This is a genomic window from Aureimonas frigidaquae (assembly GCF_001463905.1).
In the GTDB taxonomy this organism is placed as follows: domain Bacteria; phylum Pseudomonadota; class Alphaproteobacteria; order Rhizobiales; family Rhizobiaceae; genus Aureimonas; species Aureimonas frigidaquae.
The window spans coordinates 106787-125875 of sequence record NZ_BBWR01000012.1 but is presented as its reverse complement, the minus strand read 5'-3'; the positions used below and the strand labels follow the sequence as shown (position 1 = coordinate 125875).

The following is a 19089-nucleotide window of genomic DNA, read 5'->3' as shown; positions in this document are numbered from 1 at the left end:
GAGGATGGGCTCCTGTGCCATGGCCGGGTCAGTGGGTGATCTGGCCGAGGAAGGCACGCGTGCGCGCTTCCTGCGGATTGTCGAAGAAGGTGGCCGGGGTCCCGATCTCGACGATCTCGCCCCGATCCATGAAGATGATCCGGTCGGCGACCTGCCGCGCGAAGCCCATTTCATGGGTCACGCAGAGCATCGTCATGCCTTCATTGGCAAGGTCGATCATCGTGTCGAGCACCTCCTTCACCATTTCGGGGTCGAGGGCGGAGGTTGGCTCGTCGAACAGCATGATGCGCGGGTTCATGCACAGGGCGCGAGCGATGGCGACGCGCTGCTGCTGCCCGCCCGAGAGCTGTGCCGGATATTTGTCCGCCTGTTCGGGAATGCGGACGCGTTCCAGGTAACGGCGTGCCGTCGCTTCGGCCTCTGCCTTCGCCACGCCCCGCACCTTCATGGGGGCGAGCATGCAGTTTTCCAGAACCGTCATATGCGGGAACAGGTTGAACTGCTGGAAGACCATGCCGACATCGCGCCGCACGGCTTCCACGTTGCGCGGCCCGGCCGTCAGCTCGATCCCGTCCACGACGATGCGCCCGCTGCGGACGGGTTCGAGCTGGTTGATGCAGCGGATGAGCGTCGATTTTCCCGATCCCGACGGGCCGCACAGGACGATCTTTTCGCCCCGCGCGACAGTCAGGTTCACGTTCTTCAGTGCATGGAAGTCGCCGTAATACTTCTCCACATGCTCCATCGTGACCGCCGGAGAGGTCGGGTCCGTATCGTGTGTGACGCTCATCTTCCTGTCCTCCCAGCGGCGCGTTCGACTTACTGGCCGCTCTGCGCGATGAAGTCCGGCAGCGGGGCCTGCAGCCACTTTTCGTGGATGGTGTTCAGCGAGCCATCCGCCTTGTGACGGGCCACGAAATCGTCGACATAGGCCAGGAGCGCCTCGGAGCCCTTACGCACGGCGATGCCCTGGACCTGCTGGCGCAGGCTGAACTTTTCATCGAAACGGTCCGGCGCCGTCGCCTGGATCTGCGCGATCACCACGTTGGAGACGCCGATCAGCGGCACCTGGCCGGAGAGAAGCGCCTGCACCGCCGAGGCGTCATCGTCGAAACGCTGGATGTTGGTGCCTTCGGGCGCGATGGCCGTGACGGCGACGTCCTGCGTGGACGCCCGCGCAACGCCGATATTCTTGCCCGCCAGATCCGCCGCGTCCGCAACCTCGACGCTCGTGTCGCCGAACACGAAGATCTCGATGCCCGCATAGGGCTGGGAAAAGTCGACCTGTTCGGCACGTTCGGGTGAAATGCCGAGCGAGGCCACCAGGAGGTCGACCTGGCCCGACTGCAGATAGGGAATGCGGTTCGGCCCGGTCACGGGAACGATGTTCAGCTCCACGCCCATATCCTGCGCCAGGAGCTTGGCGACATCGGCGTCGTAGCCGTCCGGCTGGCCGTTCAGGTCCACGATGCCGAAGGGCGGAAAATCGACCAGCATGCCGATATTGACCGTGCCGCGGGATTTGATCTCGTCCACCGTCTGCGCCTTGGCCGCGCCCATGCCGGCACCGCAGGCCATGGCTGCGGCCAGCCCGATGGCTGCGACGTGCTTGAATAGGGTCATGAATATGCCTCCCGGTTGCGTTTTGCTCAGCGCTTGGCCATCGCGGCGTAGCGCCCCTCCATGCGGCGTGCCAGGATCGACAGCGGCCAGCACAGCAAGAAGTAGAGAAGGGCGACCAGCCCGTAGACCTTGAAGGGCGAGAAGGTCGCGTTGTTGACGATTTGGCCCGCGCGCATCAGCTCCACGAAACCGATGATCGAGGCGAGCGAGGTTCCCTTGATCAGCTGGACCAGGAAGCCGACCGTCGGCGCCACGGCGATGCGCGCCGCCTGCGGCAGGACGATCGCATTCATCTTGTCGAAATAGGACAGGCCGAGCGCCCAGCTCGCCTCGCTTTGGCCCTGCGGCACCGCCTCGATGCAGCCGCGCCAGATTTCCCCCAGGAAGGCGGAAGCGTGCAGCGTCAGCGCGATGGCGGCAGCCGCAAAGGGGCTGATGCCGAGCCCCAGGAACCGAAGGCCGAAATAGGTCAGGAAGAGCTGCATGAGCAGCGGCGTGCCCTGGAACAGCCGGATGAAGGCCAGTGCGGGCAAGGACAGGTAACGGCTCTTGCCGACACGGGCCAGGGCGACGGCCAGGCCGCCGATGGCGCCTCCGGCAAAGGCGACGGCCGAAAGCGCAAGCGTCCACTGGATGGCCGTCAGCAGGAAATAGACTTCGTTGATCGAAAAGGGGCGGATCATGGCTTTGTCTCCCCTATCGGCTCATCGGGTAGTTGAAGACGGCCCGCTGGACCAGGCTGAACAAGCCGGAGAACAGGAGCGACAGGACGAGATAGATGCCGGTGATCACCAGATAGACCTCGAAGGCCGTGAAGGTCTGGGACTGGATGTCGTTGGCGGCGGCGGCCAGGTCCGTCGCCGAGATCACCGAGACGACGCTCGTATTCAGCATTAGATAGATGAACTGGCTGGTGAGCGCTGGATAGACCGTGCGCAGCGCCGGCTTAATGATGATGTAGCGGAAGATCTGCCACCGCTTCATGCCGAGCGCCACGCCGGCTTCGACCTGGCCCTTGTTGATGGATTCGATGCCGGCGCGGATGATTTCCGTAGCATAGGCGCCGACATTGACCACCAGTGCCACGAGGGCGGCCGTGTTGGGCGACATGCGCAGCCCGATCGAGGGAAGCGCGAAGTAGATGAAGAAGATCTGCACGAGGAACGGCGTGTTGCGGATCAACTCGATATAGAGATCCACCAGCCAGCGCAGCGGCCGGGGTCCCGACAGCTTGGCGGCCGCGCAGGCCACCGCCACGACAAGGCCGATCACCATGGCCGAGAAGGAAAGCTGCACGGTCACCCAGGCGCCCGCAAGCAGCCTGTCCGCATTCGCCAATACGGGCGCGAAGTTGAGCTGATACACGCAGGTCCTCCCAGACTCGCCGGCCGGCACCGAAATGCAGCCGCACACAGGGGGAGCGCGTTCCGGCATACCGTTGGATCGATCTAACGGGATCGTTCGGCTTTGGTCAAGCCCGGGGCGCGGTCACGAGATTGTGGGTTGCGCAGTACCGCAGGATGGGCGGGGAACGAACGTCGTTTCCTCGATCCGGTTCTGCGGCGGCGCAGACGGGTCGCCGAGCCGGCGCAGGAACAGGTCCCCGGCAGAGGCGCCGATCCGGAAGGGCGCCGTGGCAACGGAGGCGAGGCCCGGCACGACGAGGTCGCATTCGGCGACATTGTCGATACCGACCAGCGAAACGTCGCGCCCGACGGCAAGGCCCAGATCGATCAGGCCCCGGTGCAGCCCGAGCGCGACGACGTCGTTGAAGCAGAGGATCGCGCTGGGCGGCGAGTGCCGCTGCATCAGGAAGGCGGCGCTGGCGCGCCCGTCGGCGTGGGTCAGCGGAATGGAGATGACGAGCGAGGCATCGAGCCCCGCTGCTGCCATGCCCCGATAGAAGCCGTCCAGCCGTTCCGCCTGGACCGAATGGTGCATGTTGCCGGATACGAAGGCGATCCGCCGATGCCCGAGCGCAATGAGGCGGCGGACCATGTCGTCCACCAGCTCCGTAAAATCGACGCCGGCAAAATCGCTCTGCGCCCCCGGCACCCGCCGCAGGATCTGGACGAGCGGAGTCGCGCTGGAGGTCAGCCCGTCCACCACCTCGCGCCGCGTGCGATCGGCCGGACATAGGATGAACCCGTCCACGCCATGCTCTCGCATACGGGCGATGAATGTATCCTGGCGCAACGGGTCCTCGTTGCAATTGCCGAGGAGGACGGAGTAGCCGGCCGGCTCCAGCCGCGATTCGACGCCCGCGAGAAGGGTCGCGAAGAAAGGGTTGGTCAGATTGGGCAGGAGGACGCCGACCATCTGGCTGCTGTGTGCCCGCAGCCGCGCGGCGTTCCGGTTGTAGACATAGCCGATCGCACGCATCGACGCTTCGACCCGGGCGCGCGTCGCTGCGCTGATGGCCGGGCTGCCCCGCAGCACGAGAGACGCCGTCGCGCGTGAAACGCCGGCATGTGCCGCCACGTCCAGAAGTGTCGGAGCGCGCGTCTGATTGCCTGCCACGATGGCCTCTCCCCCGTCTCTCTCTCCCCGGCGCTGCCGCCTTGTGAATTTGGATCGATCCAAGGCGTGGCGCGGACGGGAAGTCAAGTCTCGGCGTGCCTACCGTCTCGTCTTTTGCGGGCGGGACGCCCTCGCCGTCGCGTCGCGCGCCGCTATCTAGTTAGCCAACGGGGATATCGGGGTAGCAACGGGGACGGATGAGGGCAGTCGCGCGGCCGCTTTGGGCGGGTGTTCGGAATTCTGCGCGGGGGCTCGCCCTGGTGGCGTGTGCGGCCTGTCTGTCGGCCTGTCGGTCCCCGCAATCCACCTTCGAGGCGGCCGGGACGGAGTCCGACGCGGTCAATACGCTGTTCCTGGCCATGGCGGCCGGCGCAGCGCTGATCTGGCTGGTGGTCATGGGCATCAGCCTCTATGCCACGCGCGCCCATCGGGACGCTTATTCCGAACGCGCGGGGATCCGGTTGATCGTCTGGGGCGGCGTCGCCTTTCCGGTCGTGACCCTGACCCTCCTTCTCGGCTTCGGCCTTGCCCTCATGCCCGAACTGCGCCGCCCCGGCGATGGGCCGCGGATCGCCATATCGGGTGAGCGGTTCTGGTGGCGCATCTTCTACGACACGAGCGCCGAGGCGGGCGTGCAACGCAGCCTGCCGCGCAGCGGCGTGGAAAGCGCGAACGAATTGTGGCTGCCGGTCGGCCAGCGCAGCGAACTCATGCTCGGCAGTCCGGACGTGGTCCATTCCTTCTGGGTGCCGGCGCTCGGCGGCAAGGTCGACATGATCCCGGGCCGCGTGACGCGCCTCGTGCTCGAGCCGACGCGCGAGGGGCTCTACAACGGCGTCTGCGCCGAATTCTGCGGCACGGCCCATGCGCAGATGGCATTTCGCGTCCGCGTCGTGCAGCCGGATGTCTTCGCGGCCTATGTGGCTGCCCAGGCCGCGCCGGCGGCGGACCGTCCCGATCCCGGGCGTGACGCCTTCCTGGCACATGGGTGCGGCGCCTGCCATGCGGTGCGCGGCACGCAGGCGTTGGGCGGCGTCGGGCCGGACCTGACCCATCTGGGAAGCCGCACGACCATCGGCGCCGCCGCGCTGCCCATGAGCGCGGATGCCATCGCCCGGTTCATCGCCGCGCCGGGGCACGTCAAGCAGGGTGTCGAGATGCCGGCCTTCGCCATGGTGCCACAGGGCGAGATCGCATCGATGGCCGCCTGGCTGGAGGGGCTCAAATGAGCGCGACCACCGTCCCACCCGCCTCCACGAGGGACCAGGAGGATCCGGCCGTCCGCAAGGAGCAGGAAGAGCGCCTGATCCGCACCTGGGAAAGCCCGAGCGGCTGGCGCTACTGGTCCGATGTCAACAATACCGAAGTCGGCATCTGGTATACGGCCACGGCCTTCGTCTTCCTACTGTTCGCGGGCGTGCTGGGACTTCTGATCCGCGTCCAGCTCGCCGTGCCGGAAAACGACTTCCTGACGGCGACCTTCTACAACCAGGTCTACACGTTGCACGGCACGGCGATGATGTTCCTGTTCGCCGTCCCCATCTTCGAGGCGGTGGCGATCATCCTCCTGCCGCAGATGCTCGGCGCGCGCGACCTGCCGTTCCCGCGGCTGTCGGCCTTCGGCTACTGGTGCTTCCTGATCGGCGGCGTCTTCGTCTGCGGCTCGATCTTCTTCAATTCGGCGCCGGATTCCGGCTGGTTCATGTATCCGCCGCTGACCACGCAGGAGCGGTTCACGCCGGGCTATGGCGCCGATATCTGGCTGCTCGGCCTGTCCTTCATCGAGGTCGCCTCCATCGCCGCGGCGGTCGAGCTCATCGTCGGAACGCTGAAATGCCGCCCGCCCGGCATGCGGCTCAACCTCATGCCGCTCTATGCCTGGTATGTCCTCGTCGTCGCGACGATGATCCTCTTCGCCTTCCCGCCGCTGATCGCAGGCGACATCCTGTTCGAGATGGAGCGTCTGTTCGACTGGCCCTTCTTCGATCCGGAACGCGGCGGCGACCCGCTCCTGTGGCAGCATCTCTTCTGGATCTTCGGCCATCCGGAAGTCTACATCATCTTCCTGCCGTCCATCGCGCTGCTCGCCATGATCATCCCGACCTTCGCGCGGCGGCCTTTGCTCGGCTATTCGTGGATCGTGCTTGCGGCGGTGGGGACGGGTTTCCTGAGCTTCGGCCTTTGGGCCCACCACATGTTCACCACGGGCCTGCCCTCGATCTCGCTCGGTTTCTTTTCCGCCGCCTCCGAGGCCGTCGCCATTCCGACGGGGGTGCAGATCTTCGTCTTCCTGGCCACCTGCCTGACGGGCCGCATGATCATGAGCCTGCCCATGCTGTGGGTATCGGGCTCGCTCGCCGTCTTCGTCCTGGGTGGCCTGACGGGCGTCATGGTGGCGCTCGCACCCTTCGATTGGCAGGCGCACGACACCTACTTCATCGTGGCCCATCTCCACTATGTCATCATCGGCGGCGTGTTCTTTCCCATCATAGCCGGGCTCTATTACTACTGGCCCATCATCAGCGGGCGGCGCCTGTCGGACCGGGCCGGCAAAATCGCCTTCTGGATGATGTTTTCGGGCTTCAACATCGCCTTCTTCCCCATGCACTTCTCCGGCCTGATCGGCATGCCACGCCGCATCTGGACCTACCCGTCCGGCCTTGGCATGGAACTGCCCAATCTCGTCTCCAGCGTCGGCGCCTTCATCCTGGCTGCCGGCGTTCTGGTCATCGTCTGGGATGTGCTGCGGCCCCGCCGGGACCCGCTGGTCGGCCGCAACACGTGGAATGCGGGGACGCTGGAATGGATGGGCGAGGTGCCCGACAAGCCCTGGGGCGCGCGCTCGGTGCCGATCGTCACCACGCGCTATCCGCTCTGGGACCAGCCGGGCTTCGTGGACGATGTCGACAAAGGCCGCTTCTACCTGCCCGATGCCGAGGAAGGCCGGCGCGAGACCATCGTGACCAGCGTGCTCGACGCCGAGCCGATCCAGTGCCTGCGCGTGCCGGGGCCGTCTTTCGTCCCGATGATCGCGGCGCTCTTCCTGGGCGCTTCGTTCATCACGGCCACCTTCCACTGGTGGTGGGCCATGTTCGGCACGCTGTTCCTGGCGCTCGCGGCCGTCATCCACTGGCTCTGGCGCGCCACCAGCGTCATTCCGGAAAAGACGCACAAGGATGTCGGCCGCGGCCTGTCGCTCCCGCTCTATGTGTCCGGCCCGCATTCGGTGTCCTGGTGGGCCATGTTCATCACCATGCTGGGGGACATGACGGCCTTCCTGTCACTGGTCTTCGGCTACCTCTTCTACTTCACCATTCACGAGGCCTTTCCGCCGGCCGAAATGTCGGGCCCCGGCGTCGCCTGGCCCGCAACGGCGCTGGCGCTCTTCGCGCTGGCCTTCGGCGCGACCCTCCTGTCGCATCTGCGGATGCGGGCCGGAGCGGTCGGCCAGGCCCGCGGCCTCATCGCGCTCGGCACCCTCGCCGTGCTGGCGGGCGGGGCCGCGCTCCTGATGGGCCCGCACGCGACCGGTTTGGCGCCGCGCGCCCATGTCTATCCGGCCATCGTCTGGCTGCTCGCCATCTGGACGGCGCTGCATGCGGTCGTTGGCGCCATCATGCTGCTCTACTGCCTGGCGCGGTCGCTGGCCGGCCAGCTGACGCCGCGCCACGATATCGACCTGGCCAATGTGCGCCTGTACTTCCACTTCCTCGGCGCGACGGCGCTCATCACGGTGGCAGTGCTGGTCCTCGTGCCGCTGGCCAGTGGAGGCAATGGGTGATGGTGGCCAATCGCACACGCGACAATCTGTGGACGCTCATCCTCACCCCGACGGTCTGGGCGGTGCATTTTCTCCTCTGCTATGTCGCGGCGGCCTGGCACTGCGCGCCCAACCAGGCGCTGTTCGAGCCCATCGGCGGCGTGCGCATCGCCATTCTGGTCGCAACGGTGGTCGCGCTCGCCATCTGCGGCTGGGTCGGCCTTCGCGCCATTACCGAATGGCGCGGCCATGGCGGCCATTTCCCGCATGACGGGGACAGTGCCTCCGTGCGCGAGCGCTTCCTGGAATTCTCCTCCTTCCTTCTGGCCGCAATGTCTTTCCTGGCCATCATCTTCACGGCCATGCCGGCCCTTCTCATCGTGGACTGCCGATGAAGCTGCGCGTCGTCATCACCGGCCGCCGCCTTCTCTACGCCGCGCTGGCCGTGCCGCTGCTGGCCCTTGGCGTCGGCTGGTCCGGGCTCGTCTCCATTGCCGCGAGCTCGGGCCATTACGCCCCGGTCGGCTGGTTCCTCCACTGGACCATGCAGAATGCGGTTGCCACGCAGTCCATCGGCATCGCCGTGCCGGATGGCGTCAGCCTGTCCGATCCCCTCCTGGTGCGGCGCGGGGCCGGGCATTTCCAGTCGAACTGCGCGGCCTGCCACGGCGCACCGGGGCAGCCGCAATCGGCCGCCATGCGGGCCATGACCCCGCCGCCACCGCCGCTCGACGGCGCGGCCGAGAAATGGCGCGACCGGGAGCTGTTCTGGATCGTGCAGCACGGAATCAAATATTCCGGCATGCCGGCCTGGGCCAGCCAGGACAGGCCGGACGAGGTCTGGGCCATGGTCGCCTTCCTGAAGACGCTGCCCCAGCTCGACACGGCGGCCTGGCGGGATCTGGCCTATGGCGCGGCCTGGCCGGGTGGCGGCACGCCGGGAGATTTTCCGTCCGCCCTTGCCGATTGCAGCCGGTGCCACGGGCGCGATGGCGCGGGCGCCGGCGCGGCAGGCACGGTGCCTGTCATTGCCGGCCAGCCGGAAGCTTATCTTCTGTCCGCCCTGCGGGCCTTTGCAACGGGGGAGCGGGAAAGCGGCATCATGCAGCCGGCGGCCAGCATCCATACGGATGCGCGCCTGACAGAACTCGCCCGCTGGTACGCCGGGCAGCCGCTTCCCGCCGGCACCGCCGATGCGCTCGTGCCGCCGCCGGCCGGCGTTGCGGCCGGGTCGGAGGGGCACGCCCGCCTGCCGCGCGGCAGCGTGGCGCAGGAGCGCGAACTGGAGGTGCGGTTGAGCGATCAGACGGTGCATGTCGCCTCCGCCTACGGGCCGCCCTACGAGGCGGAGGGCCTGGCCGCGCTCGGGCGCGACCTTGCGGAGCGCGGCCTGCCGGAGCGCAAGATCCCCGCCTGCGAAAGCTGCCATGGTGCGGCGGCACGGGCGAAAGGGGTCCCCTATCCGTATCTGTCGGGCCAGCCGGAATGGTACATCGCCACCCAGCTCCAGCTCTGGAAGGACGGCAAGCGCGCCGGCACCGCGCATGCGCATGTCATGTCGCCCATCGCCATCACCATGACGCAGGAGCAGATCGACGCCGTCGCGCTCTGGTACGCGCAGCAGCCGGCGGGGCGATGACGTCGAATTCAGCCCGCCATGGTGGGCGTCAGCCGGCGAATCGGCTATGGCATGGGGCAGGAACGGCTGGCCGCAACGGGCGGCATCGTTCCCCGGCCTGAGACTTTGGAACCACAGTCCAATACCCGGATCGGCGCATGGGGCGCGAACGGGACCGTCCTGCCCGGACCGAAATCGCGAAAATCGGGAGTATCCCGCCTATGAAGTCACGTGCTGCCGTCGCCTGGGAGGCGAACAAGCCCCTCACCATCGAAACCGTGGAGATCGGCGGCCCGCGGCCTGGCGAAGTCCTGGTGGAGATCATGGCGACGGGCGTGTGCCACACCGACGCCTACACGCTGTCGGGGCTGGATTCGGAAGGCAAGTTCCCGGCCATTCTGGGCCATGAGGGCGCCGGCATCGTGCGCGAGGTGGGCGCCGGCGTGACCAGCGTCAAGCCGGGCGACCACGTCATTCCGCTCTATACGCCCGAGTGCCGGCAGTGCAAGACGTGCCTGTCGCAGCGCTCCAACCTGTGCACCGCCATCCGCTCCACCCAGGGGCAGGGCCTCATGCCGGACGGCAGTTCCCGCTTCTCCTGCGATGGCGGGGAGGTTTTCCACTATATGGGCTGCTCGACCTTCTCCAACTTCACGGTCCTGCCTGAGATTGCGGTTGCCAAGGTGCGCCCGGACGCGCCCTTCGACAAGATCTGCTATATCGGCTGCGGCGTGACGACGGGGATCGGCGCCGTCATCTACACGGCCAAGGTCTGGCCCGGCGCCAATGTCGTTATCTTCGGCCTGGGCGGCATCGGGCTAAACGTCCTGCAGGCGGCGCGCATGGTCGGCGCCGATCGCATCATCGGCGTCGACATCAACCCCGGCAAGGAGGCGATGGCCCGCAAGTTCGGCATGACCGACTTCATCAACCCGGCCGAGATCGGCAACGAGAATGTCGTCCAGGCCATCCAGGACCTGACGGGCGGCGGCGCCGACTTCTCCTTCGATGCCACGGGCAATGTGAACGTCATGCGCCAGGCGCTCGAATGCTGCCATCGCGGCTGGGGTGAATCCATCATCATCGGCGTGGCCGAAGCGGGGCGCGAAATCTCCACCCGGCCGTTCCAGCTCGTCACCGGGCGGGTCTGGAAGGGAACGGCCTTCGGCGGCGCACGCGGCCGCACCGACGTTCCGAAGATCGTGGACTGGTACATGGAGGGCAAGATCAACATCGACGATCTCATCACCCACACCATGCCGCTGGACGAGATCAACACCGCCTTCGACCTGATGCACGAGGGCAAGTCGATCCGCTCGGTCGTCCTGTATTGATGCCGGGCCGGGCGGCGGGTCCTTGACGCCGCCGCCCGGCCACCATCTCCTCATCGCGAGACATCTGATTGGAGCGTGCTGCCGCAGTTGGGCCGCGCGCGGACGAAGGAGGCGAGCCCTATGGAAGTGATTTCGACGTCGAAGGCCCATGGCGGCGTGCAAGGCGTCTACCGCCACCAGTCCCGAACGACCGACTGCCAGATGACCTTCGCCGTCTTCGTGCCGGACCATGCACCGGGCACCAGGCTGCCGGTCCTGACCTATCTGTCGGGGCTCACCTGCAGCCACCAGAACGCCATGGACAAGGGCGAGTTCCGGCGCGCGGCGGCCGAGCACGGGGTGATCGTGGTCCTGCCCGATACCAGCCCGCGCGGCGCCGACGTGGCCGACGAGCCCGACAACTGGCAGATGGGCTCGGGCGCCGGCTTCTACGTGGATGCTACGCAGGATCCGTGGCGGGCGCATTACCGCATGTATTCCTATGTCACGGACGAGCTGCCGGCGCTGATCGCGGTGAACTTCCCGGCCGATACGGCCCGGCAGGGCATTTTCGGCCATTCCATGGGCGGCCACGGCGCCATGACCATCGCGCTGAAGAACCCGTCGACCTACAGGAGCTGCTCGGCCTTCGCGCCGATCGTGCACCCGACCACGGCGGACTGGTCGCGGCCTGCGCTGGAAAAATATCTCGGCCATGATGCCATGGCCTGGCGCGCCTACGATACCTGCCTCCTGATCGAGGACGGGCACCGCTTTCCGGAGTTCCTGGTGGACCAGGGAACGGCCGACGCCTTCCTGGAAACTGGGCTGCGCCCCGAGCTCCTGCGGGAGGCCTGCGCCAGGGCCGATATTCCGCTGACCCTGAACCTGCGGGAAGGCTACGACCATTCCTACAATTTCATCTCGACCTTCATGGACGATCACATCGCCTGGCATGCGGCGCGGCTGAAAGCCTGACCGCCGGCGCAGGCGGTGCGGGACAAGTCGGCATATGGGCGCTATATGGGGGCAGGCTCCGCTGGATAAGGTCCCTGCCATGTCAGTCCCGCCCGTCATGCCGCGCCGTCTTGCGGCGCTCAACCCGCTGCTTCTGCTGGCGCTCATCCTGCCGTTCCTCGCCGCCTGCGGCGTGAACAACGTTCCGACCTACGAGGAACAGGCCAAGGCGGCCTGGAGCGAGGTTCAGAACCAGTATCAGCGCCGCGCGGACCTGATCCCCAATCTGGTGGAAACGGTGCGCGGCTTTGCCGAGCAGGAGCGAGACGTCCTGACCTCGGTCGTGGAAGCGCGGGCCCGCGCCACGCAGACCACGATCAATGCCGACCAGCTCAGCGATCCGCAGGCGGTGCAGCGCTTCCAGGCGGCACAGGACCAGCTTTCGGGCGCGCTCTCGCGCCTTCTCGTGACCGTGGAACGCTATCCCGACCTGAAGTCCAACCAGAACTTCCTGGCGCTTCAGAGCCAGCTCGAAGGGACCGAAAACCGCATCGCGGTGGCGCGGCGTGACTATATCGAGGCCGTGCGCACCTATAATACCGAATTACGGACCATCCCCGGACGATGGATCGCCGCCGTCCTTTACCCCGATGCCGAGCCCATGCAGAGCTTTGCCGCCAGCGACGGCGCATCGACGCCGCCCTCCGTCAACTTCGGCACGGATTGATGCAGACCGGCCGCGCCAGCCGCGCGCTGATCGGCGCCGCGCTCTGCCTTTTGGTCCTGGCCCTTCTTCTGCCCGGCGGCGGGGCCCGCGCCCAGACCTTTCCGGAGCTGACGGGCCGGGTCGTCGATGGGGCCGCAATGCTGTCGCCGCAGGAGCGCGCGGCCCTGACGCAGCGGCTCGATGCCTTCGAAGAACAGTCCTCCGACCAGGTCGTCGTCGCCACCGTGCCGGACCTCCAGGGCTACGAGATCGCCGACTATGCCAACCGCCTGGCCCGCCACTGGGCGCTCGGCCGGGAGGGAGAGGATAATGGCGTCCTCCTTCTCGTCGCCCGCCAGGAGCGCGCCGTGCGGATCGAGGTCGGCTACGGGCTGGAAGCCACGCTGACCGACGCTCTGTCGCGCATCGTCATCGAAAACGACATTCTTCCGCGCTTCCGCAATGGCGACTTCGCCGGCGGCATCGCGGCGGGCGCGGAGGGCATTCTGGCCATTCTGTCGGGCGATGCGGCGGAGGTTCAGGCCCGCGCCGAGCGCAATGCCGGCTGGCAGGGGCAGACGATCGAGGACTGGTTCTCGCTCGCCATCATCCTGTTCATCATCGCGACGGCGGTGGGGCCGATCCTCCTGATGATGCTGGCGCGCCTGTTCGGCCGCAAGCTGCCGGGCGGGCGGCGCCGCTTTCTCGGCATGGAGTTCGGCCCGGCGCAACGCGGGCGCTCGGGGCGCTGGCGAGGCGGCGGCTGGGGCGGCGGAGGCTTTGGCGGGGGCTCGGGCGGCTTTTCCGGCGGTGGCGGCTTCTCGGGTGGCGGCGGCTCCTTCGGGGGCGGCGGCGCCTCCGGGCGCTGGTAGGGGCGGGCCATGGCGCTGACCTTCACGCAAGCCGATCATCAACGCATTTCCGCCGCGATCACCCGCGCCGAGCGCGGCACGCGCGGGGAAATCTACGCCGTCTTCGCACGGCGCAGCGCCGACGTGACGCCGGTTTCCTACGCGGCGGCACTGGCCTTGTGCCTCCTGTGCGGCCTTGTCGCCTCGGCGCTCGGAGCTCTTGCCGGCCATGCCCTCCCGGCCGTCGCGCTGGCCCTCGGCCAGTGCATCGGCGCCATTGTCCTCCTCAGCGCCCTGCGCTTTCACCCCGGCTTGCGGGACCTGTTCGTGCCGGGGATCCTGGCGCGCGCGGCGGCGGCGCGGGTGGCGCGCGAGCAGTTCGCCGCGCACAATCTGCATGTCACGCAGGGGCGCACTGGCATTCTGATCTTCGTGTCGGAGGCCGAGCACTATGCGCAGATCATCGCCGATACGGGGATCGCCGAGCGCGTTGCGCCGGAGGCCTGGTCCGGCATGGTCGATACGCTGATCCGCGCCGCGCGCGACGACCGGCTTGCCGATGGGCTCGTGGAAGTCATCGCCGAAGCCGGCGCCGTCCTGGAACAGGCCTTCCCGGCCGATGGGCAGAGCGTCAACGAACTGCCCGACCGGCTGGTGGAGATATGACGCCGGACCGTTGACGGCGGCATCTCCAGGTAAGATACAACCCGCAGAATCGATATATCGGAGTAGATCATGAGCGAGCGGCAGGCCGACATCGGCGTATTAGGACTGGGCGTCATGGGGGCCAACCTCGCGCTCAACATGGCCGAAAAGGGCTTCACCGTGGCGGTGAACAACCGCACCGCGGAAAAAGGCTACCAGCTGCGGGACGAGAACGGCGCCGTCGGACAGAACATCCTGCCCACCGATTCGATCGAAGAGTTCCTGTCGTCGCTGAAGTCGCCCCGGCTCGTGCTCTTCATGGTCCCGGCCGGCCCCATCGTCGATGACGAGATGAAGCGCATCATGCCGCTCCTGTCGCCGGGCGACATCATGATCGATGCCGGCAATGCCGATTTCAACGATACGGTCCGCCGCTCCCAGTCCGTTGCAGGAACGCCCTTCCACTTCGTGGGCATGGGCGTGTCGGGCGGCGAGCTCGGCGCCCGGCACGGGCCGTCGATGATGGTCGGCGGTGCCCAGGAAACCTATGCCGCGCTGAAGCCGATCCTCGAGCCCATTTCGGCCAAGTACCAGGGCGAGCCCTGCGTCGCCTGGCTCGGGCCGGACGGGGCTGGCCACTTCGTCAAGACGATCCACAACGGCATCGAATATGCCGACATGCAGATGATCGCCGAGATCTACGGCATCCTGCGCGACGGGATCGGCATGTCGGCCGGCCAGATGGCCGACATCTTCGCCGATTGGAACACGCGCGAGCTGTCCTCCTACCTGATCGAGATCACGGCGGTGAACCTGGCCGAAAAGGATGCCGGGTCCGGCCAGCCGCTGGTCGACGTCATCCTGGACGAGGCCGGGCAGAAGGGCACGGGCCGCTGGTCGGTAATCGAATCGCAGAAGCTGGGTGTCGGCGCCACCACGATCGAGGCTGCCGTTTCGGCGCGCAGCGTGTCGTCGCGCAGCGCCGAACGTGCCCTGACGGAGCGGCTCTATGACGGGATCGAGCATGCCCGCGCCGAGTTCCACGGCGAACGGGACGGCCTGGCCGAGCTGGAGGCCGCCCTCGTGACGGCCAAGATCATCGCCTATGCGCAGGGCTTCGCCGTCCTGACGGCCGCGTCCGCCGAGCATGGCTGGAACCTGCCGCTCGGCGAAATCGCCCGCATCTGGCGCGCCGGCTGCATCATCCGCTCGCAGTTCCTGGACGACATCACCAAGGCTTACGAAGGCAACGAGCCGCCGGCCAACCTTCTGCATGCGCCGGAATTCGTCACCCGCGTGACGGCCGGCGAGGCCGCGCTGCGCCGGGTCGTCGCCAAGGCGGCCATGGCGGGCATCCCGGTGCCGGCCCTGTCCGCGGCCCTGTCCTATTTCGACGATTACCGCCGCGCGCGGGGTACGACCAACCTGACCCAGGCCCAGCGCGACCTGTTCGGCGCCCACACCTTCCGCCGGCTGGATCAGGACGGCGTCTTCCACCACCAGTGGCCGGCCGTCTGACGCCGGCTGCTGCAAAAGGGACGAGGGCGGGGACAGGACGGGGCGAAGCCTCCGTCCCGTCCCCGCGCCGTCAGAGTTCCGGCCTGGCCAGGACGCTCGCTGCTTCCGCACTGCTCAGGCGGTAAAACGCACCGGGCGCCAGATCGGCGGGCAGTGTCAGTCCGCCGATGCGGTCCCGGTGCAGCGCCACGACATGGTTGCCGGCCGCAGCGAACATACGGCGGACCTGGTGATAGCGCCCCTCCGTCACCGTCAGAAAGGCTTCTTTCGGGGAGATGATCTCCAGCCTGGCCGGCAGGAGCGGCTTGTCCTCCCCCTCCAGCATCAGCGTCCCGCTGGCGAACAGCGCGGCCTCCGTGCCCTCCAACGGGCGGGCGAGCGTCGCGCGGTAGCGCTTCTCCACATGGTGGCGCGGTGCGATCACCTTGTGCAGGAAGGCGCCGTCATCGGTCATCAGGATCAGGCCCGAGGTTTCCTTGTCGAGCCGGCCGATGGTCGAGAGCGCCGGATCGCGGCGGCGCCAGCGTGCCGGCAGAAGATCGTAGATCAGCGGCCCGGCTTCCTTGTGAGAACAGGTCGTGCCGAGTGGCTTGTTGACCATCAGGACCACGCCCGGAAGCGGATCCAGCGCTTCGCCGTCCACCACGAGCCCCGCCTCCAGATGCGGGGTCAGCGCCAGGCGCGCGTCGGCGCCCGTGACCGGCACACCATCGAGGAGGATGCGCCCGTTGCGAGCCAGCATCTGGATTTCCCGGCGGGAGGCATAGCCCATATTGGCCAGGAGCTTGTCCAGCCGCGACGTAGGTGCACCCTTGGTCATGCGATGGCCTCCAGAACCTTGTAGCCGCCGCTGTCCGCCACCGTGTTCACGGAGCGGAAGGCATCACTCAAGGTCGCCTCGTAGGGCAGGTGCCGGTTCGCCACCAGCCAGAAGCGCCCGCCCTTGCGCAGGGCGCGCCGCGCAGCGCGGATGAAATCCTGCCCCAGCGAACGGGACTCGATGCCTTCCGCATGGAAGGGCGGATTGCTGACGACGAAGTCCAGCCCCGACAGTTCCAGGCGGCAGGCATCGGCCCAGTCGAAGCCGGCACGCGGATCGGTCACGTTGCGCCGGGCACAGGCGACGGCGCGGCGATCGAGCTCCACCCCCCGCACCGACGCCACTGCCGGCATGGCAATAAGCGCGCGCGTCAGCACGCCGAGGCCGCTGCCGAGATCGGCGCCATCCCCGGCAAGCGCCGGCAGATGCTGGAGAAGCAGCGCGCTGCCCGGATCGATTCTATCCCAGGAGAAGACCCCGGGCTGGCTGAACAGACCGAGTTCCGCAAGGAAGCGCGGTGCGCCTTCCGCAATCGCGGCCTCCAGCGGCAAAGCCCCCGGCGGGCGCTCGAGCACGCAGATCCGGTGCCGCCGCCGGTAGCTTTCGGCCGGCGGCGCGCCCAGCGCCGTTAATTCATCCGCCAGCCGCGCGCCCCCCTTGTCCTTGGGCGCCAGCGCAAGGAGCGTGCCGCCGGGCCGCAGCACGCGCAGGCCATGCGCCAGGACGGCCCGCCGCTCGATGGAGCCGGGCGGCGCCAGAAGGGTCAGCCGGTCGAGGCTGCCGGTGGCGAGTTCGTCCAGCGCATCCGCACCGGGCACGAAGGGCGAAACCTGCCGCGCATCGGCAAGATCGAGGTCCAGTTCGGCCGACGGGGCGCCGTAGACGGCATGCGCGGACGGCGGCGGGGGAGAAAGCTCTGTCATGGTCACGGCCTTCTCATACGCCATGCGCGGCGCGGGACAAACGCCATCTTGGTCGAAACCACGGGGCCGGCACTACCATTTGCGTGCGGAACATGGTTTCACCCGATGGAGAATGGGAGGATACCTGCCGTGAGTGCCAATGCCCCGATCCGGTCCCTGACGCCGCCGGATATCCGCGCGCGCAAGGGCGGCGACAAGCTGGCTTGCCTGACCGCCTACACCACGCCCATGGCGCGGCTTGCCGACAAGCATTGCGACATCGTCCTGGTCGGCGACAGTCTGGGCATGGTGGTGCACGGCCTGCCCAACACGCTGGGCGTCACGCTGGACATGATGCTCCTGCATGGGCGGGCCGTCATGCGCGGGGCCGAGCGGGCGCTGGTGGTGGTGGATCTGCCCTTCGGCGCCTACGAAGCTGGGCCGACGCAAGCCTTCGCCGCCGCGGCGCGCCTGATGGCGGAGACCGGCTGCGGCGCCGTGAAGCTGGAGGGTGGCGCCGAAATGGCGCCCACCGTCGCCTTTCTGACGCAGCGGGGCATCCCCGTCATGGCGCATGTGGGGCTGGTGCCGCAACGCGTGCAGAGCTTCGGCGGCTACAAGGTGCAGGGACGCGGGCCGGATGGCATGCGGGTTGCCGAAGATGCCCGCGCCATGGCGCAGGCCGGCGCCTTCGCCATCGTCCTGGAAAAGGTGGTCGAACCCCTCGCGCGGGAGATTACCGCCATGCTCGATGTGCCGACCATCGGTATCGGCGCCTCGCCCGCCTGTGACGGGCAGATCCTCGTGATGGACGATATTCTCGGCATCTTCACCGACTTCCAGCCAAAATTCGTCAAGCGCTATGCCGAACTCGGCACCGCCGCAGAGGCGGCCATCGCGGCCTATGCACAGGAGGTGCGGGACGGCCGCTTCCCGGCCGCCGAGCATTGCTTTGCCGAACGCCCCGGGGAGCCGCGTACGCGATGAGCGGGCTCCGTCTCATCCGCACGCGTAGAGACCTGCGCGCAGAAATCGGCGCCTGGAAAGCCGCGGGGCTTACGGTGGGTGTCGTCCCCACCATGGGCGCGCTCCATGAGGGCCATTTGAGCCTGGTGGAACGCGCACGTGCTGAGACCGACCGCGTGATCGTGACGCTCTTCGTCAATCCGCGCCAGTTCAACAGCGCCGCCGATCTGGCGGCCTATCCGCGCACGGAGGGCGAGGATTTCGAGCGTCTCGTCCCCGCCGGCGCGCATATCCTCTATGTGCCGGACCCGGAAGAAGTCTACCCGCCGGGCTTTGCCACCACGATCTCCGTCGGCGGCGTAACGCAAGGCCTGTGCGGCGCCTTCCGCCCCGGCCATTTCGACGGTGTGGCGACAGTCGTTGCCAAGCTCCTTCTGCAGAGCCAGGCCGACAGGGCCTATTTCGGGGAGAAGGATTACCAGCAGCTCCTGACCGTCCAGCGCCTGGTGGCGGATCTCGATCTGCCCACGCGGATCGTGCCCTGCCCGACCTTGCGGGACAGCGACGGGCTCGCCATGTCGAGCCGCAACCGCCGCCTGTCGCCGCAGGAGCGCGATCTGGCGGGCGCCCTGCCAAGGGCCCTGTTCGATGCCGCCGGGCGGATCGGGGCGGGGGAGGCGACAAGTCCGGTCCTGGCGTCAGCGCGGGAGGCGCTTCTGGCGGCGGGCTTTTCCCGTGTCGAATATCTGGAACTGCGCAACGCGGCAGATCTGGCCCCCGTCGAAACGCTCGAAGGCGGGCCTGCGCGCCTTTTGGTAGCGGCCTTTATGGGGGAGGTCCGGCTGATCGACAACGTCCCGGTCACGATGGCCTGATTTGACGCTTACGTA

At 67.6% G+C, this 19089-nt stretch carries 19 protein-coding genes; 12 read left to right on the top strand and 7 right to left on the bottom strand.

The window, feature by feature from the left end:
• Positions 1–28: 28 nt before the first annotated feature.
• The 5 genes from AUL30_RS13130 to AUL30_RS13110 form a co-directional block, all read right to left on the bottom strand.
• The gene (locus tag AUL30_RS13130; RefSeq protein WP_062228348.1) at positions 29–790 is read right to left on the bottom strand and encodes an amino acid ABC transporter ATP-binding protein; all 762 of its coding nucleotides are present in this window, start codon (positions 788–790) and stop codon (positions 29–31) included.
• Between the two features lie 29 nt (positions 791–819).
• A complete protein-coding gene (locus tag AUL30_RS13125; RefSeq protein WP_062228347.1) occupies positions 820–1623 on the bottom strand; it encodes a transporter substrate-binding domain-containing protein in 804 nt (267 codons plus the stop codon).
• A gap of 26 nt (positions 1624–1649) precedes the next feature.
• Positions 1650–2306 (bottom strand): amino acid ABC transporter permease, encoded by a 657-nt coding sequence (locus AUL30_RS13120; protein ID WP_062228346.1) that lies wholly within the window; start codon positions 2304–2306, stop codon positions 1650–1652.
• A 13-nt stretch (positions 2307–2319) separates the two neighbouring features.
• Positions 2320–2988 carry an amino acid ABC transporter permease gene (locus tag AUL30_RS13115; RefSeq protein ID WP_062228345.1) on the bottom strand — a complete coding sequence of 223 codons (669 nt, stop codon included), beginning with the start codon at positions 2986–2988 and terminating at the stop codon, positions 2320–2322.
• Between the two features lie 123 nt (positions 2989–3111).
• Positions 3112–4143, bottom strand: a complete 1032-nt coding sequence (locus tag AUL30_RS13110) for a LacI family DNA-binding transcriptional regulator (protein WP_062228344.1) — start codon at positions 4141–4143, stop codon at positions 3112–3114.
• Between the two features lie 260 nt (positions 4144–4403).
• Between AUL30_RS13110 and AUL30_RS13105 the strand changes: the two genes are divergently transcribed.
• The 10 genes from AUL30_RS13105 to gndA all read left to right on the top strand — a co-directional run bounded on the left by AUL30_RS13105 (position 4404) and on the right by gndA (position 15511).
• On the top strand, positions 4404–5372 hold the full coding sequence (locus AUL30_RS13105) for a cytochrome c oxidase subunit II (protein WP_244490821.1): 969 nt from the start codon (positions 4404–4406) through the stop codon (positions 5370–5372).
• Positions 5369–7924, top strand: coding sequence for a cytochrome c oxidase subunit I (gene ctaD, locus AUL30_RS13100; RefSeq protein WP_062228342.1), 2556 nt, complete (start codon positions 5369–5371; stop codon positions 7922–7924). The genes AUL30_RS13105 and ctaD overlap by 4 nt, the downstream gene beginning before the upstream one ends.
• Complete coding sequence (locus tag AUL30_RS13095) at positions 7924–8298, top strand: hypothetical protein (protein ID WP_062228341.1); 375 nt, start codon at positions 7924–7926, stop codon at positions 8296–8298. The genes ctaD and AUL30_RS13095 overlap by 1 nt, the downstream gene beginning before the upstream one ends.
• Entirely contained in the window at positions 8295–9542 is a 1248-nt protein-coding gene (locus AUL30_RS13090; protein WP_062228340.1) for a c-type cytochrome, read from the top strand. The genes AUL30_RS13095 and AUL30_RS13090 overlap by 4 nt, the downstream gene beginning before the upstream one ends.
• A gap of 200 nt (positions 9543–9742) precedes the next feature.
• On the top strand, positions 9743–10855 hold the full coding sequence (locus tag AUL30_RS13085) for an S-(hydroxymethyl)glutathione dehydrogenase/class III alcohol dehydrogenase (protein ID WP_062228339.1): 1113 nt from the start codon (positions 9743–9745) through the stop codon (positions 10853–10855).
• A 120-nt stretch (positions 10856–10975) separates the two neighbouring features.
• Positions 10976–11812 carry an S-formylglutathione hydrolase gene (fghA, locus tag AUL30_RS13080; RefSeq protein WP_062228338.1) on the top strand — a complete coding sequence of 279 codons (837 nt, stop codon included), beginning with the start codon at positions 10976–10978 and terminating at the stop codon, positions 11810–11812.
• 97 nt (positions 11813–11909) lie between these two features.
• Positions 11910–12518, top strand: a complete 609-nt coding sequence (locus AUL30_RS13075) for a LemA family protein (RefSeq protein WP_062228337.1) — start codon at positions 11910–11912, stop codon at positions 12516–12518.
• Positions 12518–13369, top strand: coding sequence for a TPM domain-containing protein (locus AUL30_RS13070; protein ID WP_062228336.1), 852 nt, complete (start codon positions 12518–12520; stop codon positions 13367–13369). Before AUL30_RS13075 ends, AUL30_RS13070 begins: the two co-directional genes overlap by 1 nt.
• Before the next feature lie 9 nt (positions 13370–13378).
• Complete coding sequence (locus AUL30_RS13065; RefSeq protein WP_062228335.1) at positions 13379–14014, top strand: TPM domain-containing protein; 636 nt, start codon at positions 13379–13381, stop codon at positions 14012–14014.
• A 69-nt stretch (positions 14015–14083) separates the two neighbouring features.
• On the top strand, positions 14084–15511 hold the full coding sequence (gene gndA / locus AUL30_RS13060) for an NADP-dependent phosphogluconate dehydrogenase (protein ID WP_062228334.1): 1428 nt from the start codon (positions 14084–14086) through the stop codon (positions 15509–15511).
• Between the two features lie 70 nt (positions 15512–15581).
• Here gndA and AUL30_RS13055 read toward each other — a convergent pair whose 3' ends face one another.
• Both AUL30_RS13055 and AUL30_RS13050 read right to left on the bottom strand, forming a co-directional pair.
• Positions 15582–16331, bottom strand: a complete 750-nt coding sequence (locus AUL30_RS13055) for a pseudouridine synthase (protein ID WP_062228333.1) — start codon at positions 16329–16331, stop codon at positions 15582–15584.
• A complete protein-coding gene (locus tag AUL30_RS13050) occupies positions 16328–17254 on the bottom strand; it encodes a class I SAM-dependent methyltransferase (protein WP_062228529.1) in 927 nt (308 codons plus the stop codon). The genes AUL30_RS13055 and AUL30_RS13050 overlap by 4 nt, the downstream gene beginning before the upstream one ends.
• Positions 17255–17383: 129 nt before the next feature.
• On the opposite strand from AUL30_RS13050, the gene panB reads away from it, so the two are divergent.
• A complete protein-coding gene (gene panB / locus AUL30_RS13045) occupies positions 17384–18220 on the top strand; it encodes a 3-methyl-2-oxobutanoate hydroxymethyltransferase (protein ID WP_062228332.1) in 837 nt (278 codons plus the stop codon).
• Complete coding sequence (gene panC, locus AUL30_RS13040) at positions 18217–19074, top strand: pantoate--beta-alanine ligase (protein ID WP_062228331.1); 858 nt, start codon at positions 18217–18219, stop codon at positions 19072–19074. The genes panB and panC overlap by 4 nt, the downstream gene beginning before the upstream one ends.
• Positions 19075–19089 lie beyond the last annotated feature (15 nt).

Bases quoted from the DNA above. Each gene is read 5' to 3' on its own strand.
- gndA (WP_062228334.1), top strand. From the start codon at position 14,084: ATGAGCGAGCGGCAGGCCGACATCGGCGTATTAGGACTGGGCGTCATG.
- AUL30_RS13125 (WP_062228347.1), bottom strand. From the start codon at position 1,623: ATGACCCTATTCAAGCACGTCGCAGCCATCGGGCTGGCCGCAGCCATG.
- AUL30_RS13065 (WP_062228335.1), top strand. From the start codon at position 13,379: ATGGCGCTGACCTTCACGCAAGCCGATCATCAACGCATTTCCGCCGCG.
- AUL30_RS13085 (WP_062228339.1), top strand. From the start codon at position 9,743: ATGAAGTCACGTGCTGCCGTCGCCTGGGAGGCGAACAAGCCCCTCACC.
- AUL30_RS13095 (WP_062228341.1), top strand. From the start codon at position 7,924: ATGGTGGCCAATCGCACACGCGACAATCTGTGGACGCTCATCCTCACC.
- AUL30_RS13130 (WP_062228348.1), bottom strand. From the start codon at position 790: ATGAGCGTCACACACGATACGGACCCGACCTCTCCGGCGGTCACGATG.
- ctaD (WP_062228342.1), top strand. From the start codon at position 5,369: ATGAGCGCGACCACCGTCCCACCCGCCTCCACGAGGGACCAGGAGGAT.
- AUL30_RS13120 (WP_062228346.1), bottom strand. From the start codon at position 2,306: ATGATCCGCCCCTTTTCGATCAACGAAGTCTATTTCCTGCTGACGGCC.
- AUL30_RS13050 (WP_062228529.1), bottom strand. From the start codon at position 17,254: ATGACAGAGCTTTCTCCCCCGCCGCCGTCCGCGCATGCCGTCTACGGC.
- AUL30_RS13090 (WP_062228340.1), top strand. From the start codon at position 8,295: ATGAAGCTGCGCGTCGTCATCACCGGCCGCCGCCTTCTCTACGCCGCG.
- AUL30_RS13055 (WP_062228333.1), bottom strand. From the start codon at position 16,331: ATGACCAAGGGTGCACCTACGTCGCGGCTGGACAAGCTCCTGGCCAAT.
- panC (WP_062228331.1), top strand. From the start codon at position 18,217: ATGAGCGGGCTCCGTCTCATCCGCACGCGTAGAGACCTGCGCGCAGAA.
- fghA (WP_062228338.1), top strand. From the start codon at position 10,976: ATGGAAGTGATTTCGACGTCGAAGGCCCATGGCGGCGTGCAAGGCGTC.
- AUL30_RS13075 (WP_062228337.1), top strand. From the start codon at position 11,910: ATGCCGCGCCGTCTTGCGGCGCTCAACCCGCTGCTTCTGCTGGCGCTC.
- AUL30_RS13070 (WP_062228336.1), top strand. From the start codon at position 12,518: ATGCAGACCGGCCGCGCCAGCCGCGCGCTGATCGGCGCCGCGCTCTGC.